Here is a 14,847-nt window from a genome sequence, read left to right as displayed (position 1 = left end):
CCCAGCCCAGAGGACTCCCCCATAACCGGATACAATGAGGGCAGCAGGTCACCGAAGCATTGTGATTAATGAAGGTTCTGTCTAAATATTTAAGGTTTTGACTCGTAATATTGTCTAAGTTGATTTGTTGATCCCAGCCAGCCGTTGCCGACAACAAAATTAGTCAACATTGTTTCATACTGAGGGGAGGTCATTTTTCCTTGCTCTGAAGATGAAGAGAAGCCCAATGTGCATCCGCTTTCAGGCGAAATGAGAAAAGATATTTTTACCATTTCTCGATTTTTATTTGTTGAATGCACTCGTTCTGATGTTTTTTTTACATCAAAGGTATCGGCGCTTCCGTTGCATCCCTTGCTTTCCTCCATTACCAAGGGCGCGTCGGGGTCGAAGGAGGGGCTGTGGAAGGTCCACTGACGGAAAGCCCCATAATCCTTCATCTCCACGGAACCGGCAAACTGGAGAACACACCATTGGCCTGTACCAAACTGACAAGCCAACTGGGGTGACGCCGAAGCGGTTTCCCCATTGAGGTTGCAGGCACCAGCCAACAGCAACATCGGTGCTATCAGTTTCCAGAATGATGACATCAGCAACGTCCATCGCTTGAGACGCGGGGGCAGTTAATAATGATATTGGTGGGGGCCGAAACCATTTCATCCACCGACTGCGGATTCACAGTTCCACCCATGTTCTTCATCAGATTGTCAGCACCGGGAACATATTCAGTCAACTCCGTTCCATCAACGGCAATCCCGCCTTTGTATTGATCACCGGCGCCGATCGTATGGCCAATTTCATGCGCTACGGTAGGCGCGATCGCATTGGGCGCCAATTCAACCTTTCGGCCACCAATCATATCCGCGTGGCTTCTCTCTGTTCCGATTTCGCTGAAGTCATTAAGATTGGGATTGGTTGTCAGTGTTACGGCGTCGGCATCGGTTCCGGGTTCCAGGATTGTTTTGACCGGAATACCGGAGCTTGTAACGCCGGATAGATTAGCCCCTAGAGCGACGATCGCCTTGTCAGAAAACTTGCCGCTGTTGTTTATGAATGTCTGTACGATTGTAATGCCCTTTTCAGATACATAGACTTTTGCTTCTCCCGTGGGATCCGTCATGTTCAACGGGTCATTGCCGACATAGCCATACAGGTTCAGATCGTCCTGTGTTCCTACCGGGTCGGTCTGCAGGAAACGTCCCAGACTGGCCGAGTAGCTCCGGGCCTTGTAGTGATAAAGTCCCGTTTCCGCGTCGTATACCTGCCCCGTGTAGCGGAACAGGCTGCCCGACGCCGGGTTGTTGCTCTCGCCGAAGGGACCATACTTGTAGACGTCACCGGCGGCCACATTTCCCGACCCGTCGGCCAGGGCGATGATGCTGCCCTGCCAGTTCCGCAGCAGGTACTTCTTGCTGCCTCCGACATAGGTCGCGCCGATATACTGCACCAGCGGCTCATCCGCGCCCGGCCCGAAGACATAGCGCCGGAGCAGGGTGCCCGACCCGTCATATTCAGCCACCAGATTGGGGCCGTCATAGAGGTAGGACGTCGTCACGCCGTTGACGGTCTTGGACAATCGCCGCCCGTTCGGGTCATAGGCATAGGTGCTGCTGTTTCCCGGACCGCTGGCCGAGGTCAGGCGGTTCAACGCGTCGTAACCATAGGTCCAGCCACTGGCGCCGGTCAGGTTGCCATTGGCATCATAGGAAATCGCTCCACCATTGACCGCGCCATACTGGTTCAGCCCGTTGGCCGAATAGCTGTTCTTCGCGGCGACCTGTGCCGGGGCATGGGTGTTGTTGTTCACCTCCAGGCCCGTCATCTGTGCCGCGGCATTGTAGGTGAAGCTGAAGCTGACCCCGGCAGAGGGCAGGTTATGCGCCAGCGACGCCGTCAGCCCCGTGCCGGTATAGCTGTAAGAGCTGTTGGTGCCATTGCCGTAGGACAGGCCGGAACGCCGGCCGAGAGTATCATATGTGAAGGTGGCCAGTGCCGTGCTGCCATTCTCCCGCATCACCTTCGGCCGGCGGAGAGCGTCATACTCGGTGGTGACATAGTTGCCGTCCGGCCAAGTCATCCGTTCACGGTTGCCGGCAGCGTCGTACAGGTAAGACAAGGTCCGGGTGCCGGCTGTGGTGCTGGTCAACTGACCCAGGCTGTTCCACACATTGTCGATCGTCTGTCCACCGACCGATGTGGCCTGTCGCACCAGGCCTTGATGATCGTAGGTCAGTGACGTGTCCTGCATCGTTCCCGGATAGTCCGCGTAGGTCATCCGGTTCAACGCATCGTAGGTATAGCCAATATTGTTGCCGTTGCGCTTGCGCAGCAATGTCCGGTTGCCGTTGGCATCGTAGAGATAGGCTTCGTAATCCGTGGTCGATGCGGCCCCGCCCGTCGATATTGCTGTTACGGCGTTTGCAGGATTGAAGGCGGACGGCCCCGTCGTCGATGGGAAGAAATACTGCGATAGCCGATCGAACCCATCATAGAACAGCGCCGTATGGTTGCCCTTGGAATCGAACGTGTGGGTGATCTTACCATTGGCGCTGTAGGCATAGGTGACGTAGGCCTGTTCCAGTGCCGTTCCAACCGCGCGTCGTACCTGCGTCAGCCTGCCTGCGGAATCATAGAAGTTACGGGTGATGCGATCATTGCCATCGGAGCCCGCCGTGCCCAGGGTGCAGGCGCTGGCCGGCAGGGAGCTGTAAGTGGCGGGGTTCAACCGCACTGCCGTGCATTCCAGCAGCCCCTTATAGCCGTAGCTGTACTGCGTCAACCGTTGCTCCGCCCCGCCCGAGCGTCTTTCCGTCAGTTTCCGGTTGAGCTTGTCGTACGTGGTGGTGTCGGTAATGGAAGCGCTCATCGCGTTCAGCGCGGTCAGGGTTTGGGCCGTTGCTGTGCCGACTTCAATCTGTGTCACCATGCCTTCGGCATTGAATTGCCGACGGGTCGCCGGATAGGGCAGGGGGCCGGTGCCATCAGGATCGGGGCCGACCTCCCCTATCGCTTCACGGTTGGCGTTCCAGAAATAATAGGTCCGGTCGGTCGTACCGGCCGCCGGGCCATCTTCCCACAGCATGTTGCCGTGGATGTCATAGTCCCAGGTCACCGTCATCGACACGGAGCCGTTGCCCGACTGAACTGTCCGCGAAACCGGAAGCAGGTTGCCGTTATAGGTATAGGTGGTACGAATCTCGTCCGCCGTGCCCACGCAAGTGGCGCCTGCCATCGTCCTGCAGGTGGATGTTGCGGTCAATTTCCATACCGGCAGCCCGGATGCGACGGCTGCTCCCCCCGGTGACGGTTTGTACACCGCCTGAAGCTGCTGATAGGTATAGCGCGTTTCGGCGCGCACCCCCGCCGCATTGGCCGGCGCCGTCGAGGTCAACGGCATGCCGGAGGTGGCGTGATAGGTGTAATCAATCCGCGCGCCCCGGGCATCGATCGTATAATCGGGAATGGCGCAAGTTTTTCCGTATACACAGCTTGAGCGGTAGTTGCCGCTTGAGCTGACAGCCGTCTGGCCGGAACCGGGTTTCGGCGTCGCGGTCGACTGTGTCATGTTTCCGCGACCGTCATAGGTCCAGCTCTGTTGCGACTGTTCGGGATAGGTCACACCCCCCAGCAGGCCGTCGACAAGGTCGTAACTCCACGGCTGCATGGTGTCGGTGTAGAAAGCATAGGACGTCGCATTGTTCAGCTCGTCCTTCAGCGTTGATTGGGAGGATGTACGGTCGTAGGTGCGTTGGCTGCCATCGGAATGCACGCTGGTGGCGTGGGAGATCAGGCCCCGCATTGCCGGTGTGCCGGAATAGCTATAGGTCGCGCTGCCGAAATCGTCCGAATAGGCGGTGACGGCCATGACGCTCGCGGACTGGCCGTTCTGATTGTACAGTAGGACGCTACGCTGGCGGACAAACTGATGCAGACCACCGGGATGATAAATATCGGAATCCGTGCCGCCATTCGTGCCGGTGATCGCGGTTGAAGCGATCGTCGTTACCCGAGACATCGGGTCGGTTCTGGTGAATGTGGTCGTGCTACCGGCGGTGGACGTGGTGCGGGTGAAGGTCGGCCAGGTTTGGGTGAAAGAGCAGCTTGCCGCTGTGATCTCACAATAATCGTAGGCGGTGTTGACCAGTTTGACGTTCGATTGTGCGGAACGGACGATCAGCTGGTATCCGAGATTGCTGTCGACCGACATGTCACCATTGACGGCATATTTGTATGTCAGGCGACGACCATCCTTGTAGATGATCTTTTGCAATCTGCCGGTCTGATAGACGAAGCTTCCGCTGCCCGATCCTGTGAAGGCCCCGTCAAATACCCAGCCCGCATCCTCGCTATCATAGATGACCGGTCCCAGCACGGGATCCTGTACCAGCCGCTCGCCGGTAAAGGCGGTGAGTTCGGTTTCGCCCGGGCCACGGCGGAACGTAATCGTCTTATTGCCCAGGCGGGCGACGAGATACTCAACACAGCCATCGTCCGACAGACCGCAGGTATAATGCTGAATCCAGCCAATAAGAGGTGTGCCGGCATCATTATTGTAATTGACATCGATTGGGGCGTACGCGATGGCCGGGTCATCCTTGGCCCCGGCGCCGAGCGCCTTTGACGTCATGACGAAATTGCCCGACCGGAGATCTACCCCGACACTGTCGGTCATGATAACCGGCGGCGGTGGATTGCTACTGGCGAGTTGCGCCATGGATGTGGTCGGCATCAACAGCATGCCCAGAAAGGTCGCAGGCACAATGCCTAGAGATTGCTTTTGCTTGTTCAGGCGTGAAACGAAACCGTTCATGTTCCACCTCAAATACTTTTGGAATGTGACGCAGTATTATGAGTACCGCGTGACGAAAACTATTCACCAGGTCTTCAGACCGGCCGATATCCACCGTCACCGTAGGGATTGCGGCCCTCGGCATAGCCGTATTGAAGGAAGTGTCTTAGCGGATTGATACCGGCAGCGGCGATATCGGGATAATTGTCGATATATTCCTTGGTGCCGAACAGGCCCGACGGATCGCGACGCTCGATCCAGCCATTGTTAACATAATGCAAAAGTGGATTGATGTTCGCAGCGGCGATGTCGGGATAGGCGGTGACATAGCCCAAGGTGTTGAAGAATGAATTGGGATTATACCTCTTCCCTGATTTCCACCCCTCATTATTGTAGTGAGTCCAAGGGTCACCCGTCACATCGGGGTAGGCGCGGGTATAATAGTTCGCATCGAAGCAATTCGTATCGATAGAGGGGCCAATATATGGGTTCTGAAGGGCCTTGCGGTTTCCCGCAGGGTCATATTCATAGGCCGCCAATGCCCCGTCATCATAGAGCGCGCCCGTAACTCGGCCCAACGAATCATATATATATTTCGTCTTTCCAGCGAGTGCCGTTCCTGGAATAACGGCGACCAGGCTCCCGATCAAAATCCGGCGTGTTAATTGCATGGTAAAATCCCCCAATTGGAAAGATTCTTATTCTCAGAACATGCAATTGGCAGAGATAGGGAATCATTTCAATGAAAATTCTCTACGTTAAAGAAAATAAAAATTCGGCATACTAATTTATGGCGAAGCAAATCAGATAAAATGGATATAATTTTGGTGGTTTTTGAACATAATTGAGGCTGGCGGCGTCTCTTGTGTGTTACCGCTATATTTCATTCAAAATAAATAAATAGCTTTATCAAAAATAATTATGAATTTTAATGAAAAAACTTCATAAAGTATAATAATTTTAAATATAGCTCAAATAAACAATCCGTAAGCATCGCCGATCTGACCGTTTTGCGGACGGCCGTCCCTACAGCCGTCTTCCGGTTCATAACGGCACGGGCCGGAGATGCGTTGCGTCCGGCAAAACGGCAATCGTGTTGATCCAGGTTAATCTGCCGCCCCCGCCGCATGTCGGCAGCCGGAACTGGATCAAGAGCAAGCCATGGAGGGCAACGCTTCAGGTTTGCCATTATCCATCCTGTCTTGCCGCCACCGCCAGCCACTTGCCGAGCATGTCTGTGTGGCCGGTGGCTGAGGATTTCCGCAGGCTACAGCGGGGGGAGAGAAAGGTTTTCGGCTTCTGGCAGGCTGAAAGGGGCAAGGCGCCATCCATTCGAATGGGATCACCCTGACGGAGCATCAGGTTATGGCATCGGGCACGCTTCCCTATTCCCTATGGCAGGCTCCATGTCCACGATATGGCCATAGGCATAACGTGCCTTAGCCAGGAAGTTTTCTTGTCGTTTCCACGGTTTGCGGCCCTGATTGCGTCCTGCGGGCAGCGATGCCCAGCCCCATCAACCGATATCAGGGATGTACGGACATGCGGAACTCACTCGTGCCAACCCTTCATCGCCTGCGCTTCGGCATCAAACAACATGGAGAGGATTGTGTCTCCGGCAGCGACGTCGTACGGGCCTGTCTGCCGTCGCTGCGACGGCACGCCGAGGCGATGTCGGGTAACCAGGATTCCGCCGATGCCTATATGGCGGCGATGATGGATATATTGGCCATCGACCGCTCCCCGCTTCCGGTCGCGTCCAGCCCCAAGGTCGCGCTGTTCAAGCTCTATACCCGGCTCTACGCCCATCTTTGCAACCAGCGGCAGCCCGCCCAGGCACGGATGCGGCAGGTCTTGCTTCTTGTCCTGATGGAGGGCTTTTCCAATAGGGAGGCCGCCGAAATCCTGGACGTCTCCATGGTCGAAGTGGTCACCATCCTGAGGGCCGCCGGCTGCACGAAGCCGGAATCCCTTTGGGACAATGCCGGGACGCGCGGCAAGGGCCGGCCGGTTTATCGCCCCATCCGCATGTCTTCCCTTGGGGCAGCTTGCTGAAAACTGCCAAGGCCCACGGCAACGCAGGAGGATGTGTTGCCGCAAGGCTACAAATCCGCTTCCACCGACAATGACGACACCAGCGAAGTGATATCGATACGCGTCTAACCGGGAACGGCGGCCTCATCCACGGTGTTCTGTGAACGCGCGACCGACACCGAGGGCATTGCCAGCCATGGACCAGGATACCGCCCGGCTTCAGGCCCGTAATCTGGCGATGCTGAACCCGGCCCCGCCCGGATCGAAGCCGGCGGCCCTGCTGGTCTTCGCCCTCATTGTCGCCGCCTTGTATCTGGCCGCCGATATCCTGATCCCCATCGCGCTGGCGGTGCTGCTCACCTTCGTGCTCAGCCCCATCGTCAGCCGGCTGGAACGGTGGCGGCTGGGCCGGATACCATCGGTGCTGATGGTGGTGGCGATGGTCTTCGCCGGCATTGTCGGTTTCGGTGCCGTGGTCGGCAGCCAGTTGGGTGATCTCGCCGACAATCTGCCGACCTACCAGCGCAACATCCAGGCCAAGATCCATTCACTCCGGTCGACGGCTGAATCCGCCAGCGGCGGCAGCGCGTTCCAACAGGCGGCCAAGGCGTTCCATGGGTTGAGCCGGGAACTGGAGGAGGCGACGCAGACCGATGATCCATCGGGTTCGACGTCGGCGGTAAGGTCTGCCGAGCGCGCACCGATCCCGGTGCGCATCGACCAGCCGCCAGGGTCGGGTGCGCTGGAGGTCATGCGGGCCATTGTGGGGCCGGCGCTGGCACCCTTCGCCATGGCGGGCCTCGTGCTCGTGCTGGCCATCTTCATGCTGTTGCAACGGGAGGATCTGCGTGATCGCCTGATCTATCTGGTCGGGGCCGGCGATCTCAGCCGGACGACCGAGGCGATGAACGATGCCGGAGAGCGTGTCAGCCGCTATCTGCTGATGCAGATGGTGGTCAACGTGACATATGGCTTTCCCATCGGCATCGGGCTCTGGCTGATCGGCGTGCCCAATCCGTTGCTATGGGGGCTTCTGGGGGCGGTACTGCGCTTCATACCGTTCCTGGGGCCGGTGATCGCCGCCAGCTTCCCGATCCTGCTGTCCTTCGCCGTCGATGCCGGCTGGACCCTTCCGCTGCTATGCATTGCGCTGTTCATCGTCATCGAACTGTTCTCCAACAATGTGGTGGAGCCGTGGCTCTACGGTGCCACGACCGGCCTGTCCTCGCTGGCGATCATCGTCTCGGCCATCGTGTGGACGTCGCTATGGGGGCCTGTCGGCCTGCTGCTGGCCACGCCGCTGACCGTCTGCCTCGTGGTCCTTGGCCGCCATGTTCCCCAGTTCCGCTTTCTGGAGGTGATGCTGGGCGACCGCATCGTCCTGCCCGCCGAGGCCAAGATCTATCAGCGCCTGCTGGCCCGTGATCCGACCGAGGCCGCGGAGATCGCCGAAACCCACCTGGGCCAGTCCAGCCCGGTGATGATGGCCGATGGGCTGCTGCTGCCGGCGCTGTTGCTGGCGGAGCAGGACAGGCGGCGGGGAACGCTGCCGGCGGATGCCCGCACGTCGGTGGCGGCCGGAATGGAGGCGGTACTGGATGAACTGTCGGACCCTGCCGGTATTCCCACAGAGGCGCCGGTGATCCTGTGCATCGGTTCCCGGAACAACCTTGACGGTGCCGCCGCCGCGGTGCTGGCCTATCTGCTGAATCTTTCCGGGCGGCAAACGGACATCATCACATCCGAGAAGGTGTCACCGCGTTCGGTTGCCAGCCATGGCACGGCCGGGGTCGCGTCGATCATGCTCTCCTCCCTCAATCCGGGATCGCTGCCCCATGTCCGCCGGGTGGTGCATCGGTTGCGGCTGCATTTCGGCCCCACGGTGCCGATAATCGTTTGCCTGTGGGGCGCCATGCCGGCGGTCCGGACCGTCGATGAGGCGGGGGCGGAGGCCGGGATCGACCATGTCGTCACCAATGCGGGCGAAGCCATGGCACGGTTGAAGGAGCGGGGGCTCCTCTAGCGTCTATCCGGCGCTTATAGAACCGCCGAATAGACGCTAAGCTTTTGGTTTGCCGTGTGATTCACGGTTTAAACGATTCCATTTCAACCGATCACACTCTAACGGCGGGGATGGAAGGGGGTTCCTCTGGAAGGTGCCTGTGAGGGTCATTGTCCCAAATGAGATTGAGCCCGGCCCTTCTCAGCCACCTCAGCCACGGTCGACCGGGAATGAAAGCCGCAGGTCCAGCCCCTGCGGCAGGAAGGAAGCCTTGATGCTGCCGCCCAGGCGATACTCGATCTCGCCCTTGACCAGTGCGAAGCCGAACCCGTCGGTTTCCGGTGCCACCGGTGCCGGGCCGCCTTGTTCCTGCCAATGCAGCTGGAATGATGTCTGCGACCAGGACCATGCGGCCGCGACCTGCCCCGTCGTCACGGACAGCGCGCCATACTTGACGGCATTGGTGGCCAGTTCATGGACGACGAGGCCCAGCGAAAGCCCCTGATGGGGCGGCAATTGGATGTCGTCGCCGGCAAGCCGGATGCGATCCATCCCGAACGGTTCCAGCTCCTGCCGCACGATCTCCCGGACAGATATCTCCTTCCAGTTCTCGCGTGACAGCACGGCATAGGACCGGGCCATGGCATGCAGGCGGCCATTCAGCGTCGCGCCATAGGCCTGGGCGGAGGTGGCGCCTTTCAGGGTCTGGCTTGCCATGCTGATGGTGACGGCCAACACGTTCTTGACCCGGTGGTTCAGCTCCCCGATCAGAACGCGGTGATAGGCTTCCGCCTCGGCCAGGGTCGTGACATCGATGAAGGTGACCACCACGCCCTGGATGCGCTCCACCTCATCGCGGTAGGGGATCAGGCGCACCAGATGGTGATGGCCCTCACCGTCACGCGACAGCTGGTGTTCGATCATTTTACCTGCCGTGAAGACCTCGTCGATATGCGTGCGCAGCTGGGGATAGTCCAGCCGTGTGGACAGGTCGGTCAGGGGGCGGCCGACATCGGAGGGCAGCAGGTTGAAGAAGGAGGAGGCTGCCGGCGTGAAGCTGCGGATCACCAGATTGGTGTCCAGGAACACGGTGGCGATCCGCGTGCTTTCGAACAGGTTCTTCAGGTCGGTGTTGGTGCGGTCCAACTCCTCGATTTTCATCACCAGTTCCGCATTGATGGTGTTCAGTTCCTCGTTGAGGGACTGCATCTCCTCCTTCGACGCTTCCAGCTCCTCGTTGGCGGACTGCGCCTCCTCGTTCACCGACATCAGCTCCTCGTTGGAGGATTTCAGTTCCTCCAAGGCGGTCTCATACTCCTCCACGGTGGATTGCAGGCGCTCGCGCGTGTCGCGAAGCTCGCGCTCCAGATCCTCCACGCCGTCACCATCGGGATGGCGCAGCCTGTAGGCGTCCAGCCTGGGTTGCGACGGGCCCACCGGTTCGAACAGGACAAGGAACAGGGGCTCCCCGTCATTACGGCCGGCCATCGGCTCCACGGTCAGGGTGACCGGCTGGATACGGTCATTCTCCTCCTCCATGGCGACCGCCTCGCGGATGATCGCGCGGCGGCTCTCCACGGCTTCACGCAGGGCGCTGCGCAGTTCCAGGCGCAGGCTGCCGCGGGCCATCGCGAAAAGCTGCCGGCTGGGCATGCCCGGCGGCGGTTCGAGATAACGGCCGGTACGGGCGGAGAAATAGACGATGTCACCCTCGGCATTGACCACGACATGGGCCGGCGCGAACCGTTCCAGCACCTGCGTCTCCACCGTCTGGCGCAGCGTGGAGGAGATACCGCGTCGGACCCGCTGGTCGCTGTTGCTGAGATAGCCGGTGGCGGACGATGTGCTCAGATGCATCGGCGGCCGGGAGGGGGCGGAATGTTCGCGTGCCTTGAAGATGCGGTGCTTCTTGTCGACCGGCGCGAACAGGTCGGCATGCTGGCCGATGCTTTCCGACGTGCCCAGGAACAGATAGCCGCCAGGCTTCAGCGAATAATGGAAGGTGGGGATGACCTGCTTCTGCACGTCCGGCCCGAAATAGATCAGGAGGTTGCGGCAGGAGACCATGTCCATGCGGGAGAAGGGCGGGTCGCGGATGACGCTGTGTGCGGAAAAGATGCAGAGATCGCGCACGGATTTGGCCAGGACGAAGCTGCTGCCATCATTGGTGAAGAAACGCTTGCGGCGTTCGGCCGATATGCCGTCCAGCAGCGGCTCCGGATAGCGCGCGGTGCGTGCCACGCTCAACGCGTCGTCATCGATGTCGGTCGCGAAGATCTGGACGCGCGGAGCCGACGACATCCTGTCCATATGTTCGCGCATCAGCATGCCGATGGAGAACACCTCCTCGCCGGTGGAGCAGCCGGGCACCCAGATGCGGATCGTGTCGTCGGCGTCGCGACCGGCGAAAAGCTGGGGAATGATGCTGTCTTCCAGTATCCTGAAGGCATCGGGGTCACGGAAGAAATTGGTGACATTGATCATCAGGTCGCGGAACAGGGCCGCCACCTCGTCCGAACTGGCCCGCAACAGTTCCAGGTAGCCTTCGATGGAGAGTTTCTGTGTCAGCTGCATGCGCCGGCGGACGCGACGCAGGAAGGTCTTCACCTTGTAGCCGGAAAAGTCATGGCCGGAATGGCTGCGCAGGATGGCGTAAATCTCGTCCTGCAGGCGGCGCAGGTCCAATTCAGCCGCCCTTCCGTCGTCATCCTCCAACGCGTCCAGCAGCCGGAAGCTGCGCCCGAACTCCACAAGCTTGGCGCCCATCTCCGCCACAGGCACGGCGATGTCGACGATACCGGTGCCGATGGCACTCTGCGGCATGTCGGGATGCTGCGGACCCCAGTCGTCCGGGGTCTGCGCGATGGTCAGGCCGCCATGTTCCTTGATGACCTTGACACCCAGGGTGCCGTCGGAATCCCCGCCCGACAGGATGATGCCGACCGCGTATTCGCCATGATCCTCCGCCAGCGCGCCGAAGAAGATGTCGATGGGGTTGCGTTCGCGTTTCGGGTTGCCGGGCTCAGACAGCTTCAGCCTGCCGTCAGCCACCTTCAGCAGAACGCCGGGCGGCATCACATGGACGGTATCCTGCTGGATTTCCATATCGTCTTCGGCGACGACGACCGGCATGTCCGTATATCGCCCCACCACCTTGTGCAGCATGCTTTCCCGCTCGGGGTTGAGATGCGTGACGATGACGAAGGCCATGCCGCAATTGGCTGGCACACCCCGGAAAAGCCCCTCCATCGCACTGACGCCGCCAGCGGAAGCGCCGATGCCGACGATGGGAAATTTCGGGGCTCTGGTCATTGCACCCTGCTGTGGTTTTCAACTGATACGGCCAGGAAACGGCGTCGCAGCCTACGTGGAAATTTTCCGGAATCCCAGAGCGTACAAGTTGTAGTCGACGTCATACTACCGATGGAATGAGCTTATGTCGGGAGGACCGCGGGGGAACAGCCTGCCTGCGAAGGCTGTTACCTTGGGCTTGGCCCGGCGGGAAGGATCGACATGTGACGGGGGATATCCGCATCGGCATTTCCGGCTTGATCGCATGCGCCCATCAGACAAGGCCGAACACGGCGAATTTCCTCTCCCTGTCCATCCAGACGCGATCGCATCGCCACCCGGTTCCGGCCGCCAGCGCCGTGAAGGAGGCGACGCTGTATTTGCGCGAACTTTCCGTATGGATGGTTTCCCCGGTCTGGAAGCGGAAAGGCCGACCAGCGACCGCCACGGTTTGCGGAACCATGCTTTCCAGATGCATCTCGATGGCACCTTCACGCTCATTCCAGACGGCATGGTGCCGGAAGCGGCTGGGCGTGAAGGTGCCGCCCAGTTCCCGGTTGATGCGTTGCAGAAGGTTGAGATTGAACGCGGCGGTGACGCCCTGGCTGTCGTCATAGGCATCGATCAGCGTGCCCACATCCTTCTTCAGGTCCACCCCGATGATGCATCGCCCGTTCGCCCCGACATGCCGGCGCAACCGCACCAGGAAGGACGCGGCCTCATCGGGATCGAGATTGCCAATGGTGGAGCCGGGGAAGAAACCGAAACGGTTGGTGGTGGGGATGGAGGAGGGCAGGTGCAGGTCGTCGGTGAAGTCGCCGGCGATGGGCAGGGTCCTCAGGCCGGGGAACCGCTTCGCCAGCCGTTCGGCCGTCAGTTGCAGGAAATCGGCGGCGATGTCGATGGGCACATAGAGGCGCAGTGACGGCAGCGCTTCGATCACGATCCGGGTCTTGATGCCGGCACCGGCGCCATATTCCAGCATCACGGCGTCGTCGCCGCAGAATTCGGCGATCTCTTCGGCATTGTCTGCCAGGATCGCCGTTTCGGTTCGTGTCGGGTAATATTCGGGCAGACCGGTGATCTCCTCGAATAGTTCGCAGCCCCGGTCGTCATAGAGCCAACGGGGCGGCAGCGCCTTGCGGGGGCGGGACAGGCCGGACAGCACGTCATGGCGGAAGCTGGCCAGTTGCGTATCGATGCGGTGGATGTCACGGGGCATCAGATATCCTCCGCCAATCGCAGGCCTGAAAATTGCCAGCGGGCATGGGGTGGGAAGAAATTGCGGTAGGTGGCGCGGACATGGCCCTCGGGCGTGGCGCAGGAACCGCCGCGTAGGACGAACTGTCCGGACATGAACTTGCCGTTATACTCACCGACCGCACCCGCTGCCGGGCGGAAGCGCGGATAGGGCAGATAGGCGCTGCGGGTCCATTCCCAGACATCGCCGAACATCTGGCGCAGGCCATCGGCGGCCGTGGCGGGTGCCGGCGCCAGCCGCTCCGACCCGGCGAAATTGCCCGCGATGGCCAACGGGGCGGCGGCATGTTCCCATTCCACCTCCGTCGGCAGGCGCTTGCCCGCCCAGGTGGCGAAGGCATCGGCCTCGAAATAGCTGACATGGGTGACGGGGGCGGCCGGCTCGACGGGTTGCCGGCCATGCAGCGTCATGGTCTGGAATGCGCCATCCCGTTCCTGCCAGTAGAGGGGTGCTGCCCATCCCCCTTCCTTGACCGCCGCCCATCCGTCCGACAGCCACAGCAGCGGGTCGCGATAGCCGCCATCCGCGATGAAGGCCAGCCATTCGGCATTGGTCACCAGCCGGTCGGCAAGACGGAAAGGCTCGATCAGGATGTCATGGCCGGGTGCTTCGCAGTCGAACGCGAAGCACTGTCCGGCATGGCCGATACGGGTGATCCCGCCCTTGAACGGGATGAACCGGACCGCCGACGGTGCGGCCGCCGCCAGCGCGGGGCCGGGCTCCCTGAAGCAAGGGGCCAGCGGGTTCTGGGCGAACAGGTGCAGGATGTCGGTGAGTAGCAGTTCCTGGTGCTGCTGCTCGTGATGACAGCCCAGTTCGATCAGATCGGCGACGGCTTTGGGAACACCGCCTGTCAGCAGGGCGGTGATGCCATCGGTCACATGTCGCCGGTAATCCAGGATCACGGACAGGGAGGGTCGGGTCAGCATGCCACGCCGGGGGCGAGCGAGCCGGGCGCCAAGTGTTTCGTAATAGGAATTGAACAGGAAATCGAAGGCGGGATCGAACACCCGGTACCCGCAAGCGTGCGGCGCCAGCACCATGGTTTCGAAGAACCAGGTGGTGTGTGCGAGATGCCATTTGGCGGGGCTCGCATCATCCATCGACTGGACCGTGGCATCGGCATCGGAAAGCCCGTCGATCAGGGCCTCCGTTCGGGTTCTGACTGTCTGGAACAGCAAAACCAACGGATCGTGGAGAACGGGTTGCGGTCCATCCATGGGTCAGTCAACTCCATGTGGCGGAAATCCAGCGGTGGCTGTCTTGTGCGGGCTGGACGGCATCCGGTCGGTTGACCAGCGGGCGGGCATGTTCAGGGGAAACACCCGTTCCCCACCCCGGGTTTCATGAATTTTTCCGCCAGTTCCACAGTGTCACCGGTGCCGATCATCCGGCAGCACCAGCGAACAAGGTGCTGGTTACCCGGTCTGGGCATCATTTTTCTGCGCGGACAGGAACCGTTGACCGCATGCG

The 14,847-nt window shown here is 60.2% G+C and carries 8 protein-coding genes; 2 read left to right on the top strand and 6 right to left on the bottom strand.

What is annotated here, in order from left to right:
• Nucleotides 1-89: 89 nt before the first annotated feature.
• From ACM9HJ_RS06640 to ACM9HJ_RS06630, 3 genes are all read right to left on the bottom strand, one after another.
• Nucleotides 90-587, bottom strand: a complete 498-nt coding sequence (locus ACM9HJ_RS06640) for a hypothetical protein (protein ID WP_416570918.1) — start codon at nucleotides 585-587, stop codon at nucleotides 90-92.
• Nucleotides 587-4,807: an RHS repeat domain-containing protein gene (locus ACM9HJ_RS06635; protein ID WP_416570917.1), complete on the bottom strand. Its 4,221-nt coding sequence runs from the start codon at nucleotides 4,805-4,807 to the stop codon at nucleotides 587-589. Before ACM9HJ_RS06635 ends, ACM9HJ_RS06640 begins: the two co-directional genes overlap by 1 nt.
• Nucleotides 4,808-4,881: 74 nt before the next feature.
• A complete protein-coding gene (locus ACM9HJ_RS06630; RefSeq protein WP_416570916.1) occupies nucleotides 4,882-5,457 on the bottom strand; it encodes a hypothetical protein in 576 nt (191 codons plus the stop codon).
• An 832-nt stretch (nucleotides 5,458-6,289) separates the two neighbouring features.
• Here ACM9HJ_RS06630 and ACM9HJ_RS06625 point away from each other — a divergent pair.
• Nucleotides 6,290-6,841 (top strand): hypothetical protein, encoded by a 552-nt coding sequence (locus ACM9HJ_RS06625; protein ID WP_416570915.1) that lies wholly within the window; start codon nucleotides 6,290-6,292, stop codon nucleotides 6,839-6,841.
• 175 nt (nucleotides 6,842-7,016) lie between these two features.
• Nucleotides 7,017-8,843: an AI-2E family transporter gene (locus tag ACM9HJ_RS06620; RefSeq protein ID WP_416570914.1), complete on the top strand. Its 1,827-nt coding sequence runs from the start codon at nucleotides 7,017-7,019 to the stop codon at nucleotides 8,841-8,843.
• Between the two features lie 189 nt (nucleotides 8,844-9,032).
• Here ACM9HJ_RS06620 and ACM9HJ_RS06615 read toward each other — a convergent pair whose 3' ends face one another.
• The 3 genes from ACM9HJ_RS06615 to egtB all read right to left on the bottom strand — a co-directional run bounded on the left by ACM9HJ_RS06615 (nucleotide 9,033) and on the right by egtB (nucleotide 14,594).
• Nucleotides 9,033-12,134 carry a CheR family methyltransferase gene (locus ACM9HJ_RS06615; protein ID WP_416570913.1) on the bottom strand — a complete coding sequence of 1,034 codons (3,102 nt, stop codon included), beginning with the start codon at nucleotides 12,132-12,134 and terminating at the stop codon, nucleotides 9,033-9,035.
• Nucleotides 12,135-12,387: 253 nt separating this feature from the next.
• On the bottom strand, nucleotides 12,388-13,335 hold the full coding sequence (gene egtD / locus ACM9HJ_RS06610; RefSeq protein ID WP_416570912.1) for an L-histidine N(alpha)-methyltransferase: 948 nt from the start codon (nucleotides 13,333-13,335) through the stop codon (nucleotides 12,388-12,390).
• On the bottom strand, nucleotides 13,335-14,594 hold the full coding sequence (egtB, locus tag ACM9HJ_RS06605; protein WP_416570911.1) for an ergothioneine biosynthesis protein EgtB: 1,260 nt from the start codon (nucleotides 14,592-14,594) through the stop codon (nucleotides 13,335-13,337). The genes egtD and egtB overlap by 1 nt, the downstream gene beginning before the upstream one ends.
• Nucleotides 14,595-14,847: the final 253 nt, after the last annotated feature.

The organism is Niveispirillum sp. KHB5.9, assembly GCF_048066115.1.
Classification (GTDB): domain Bacteria; phylum Pseudomonadota; class Alphaproteobacteria; order Azospirillales; family Azospirillaceae; genus Niveispirillum.
Note: the sequence above shows the minus strand (reverse complement) of the source record. Positions and strands in the feature narration are given on the sequence as shown.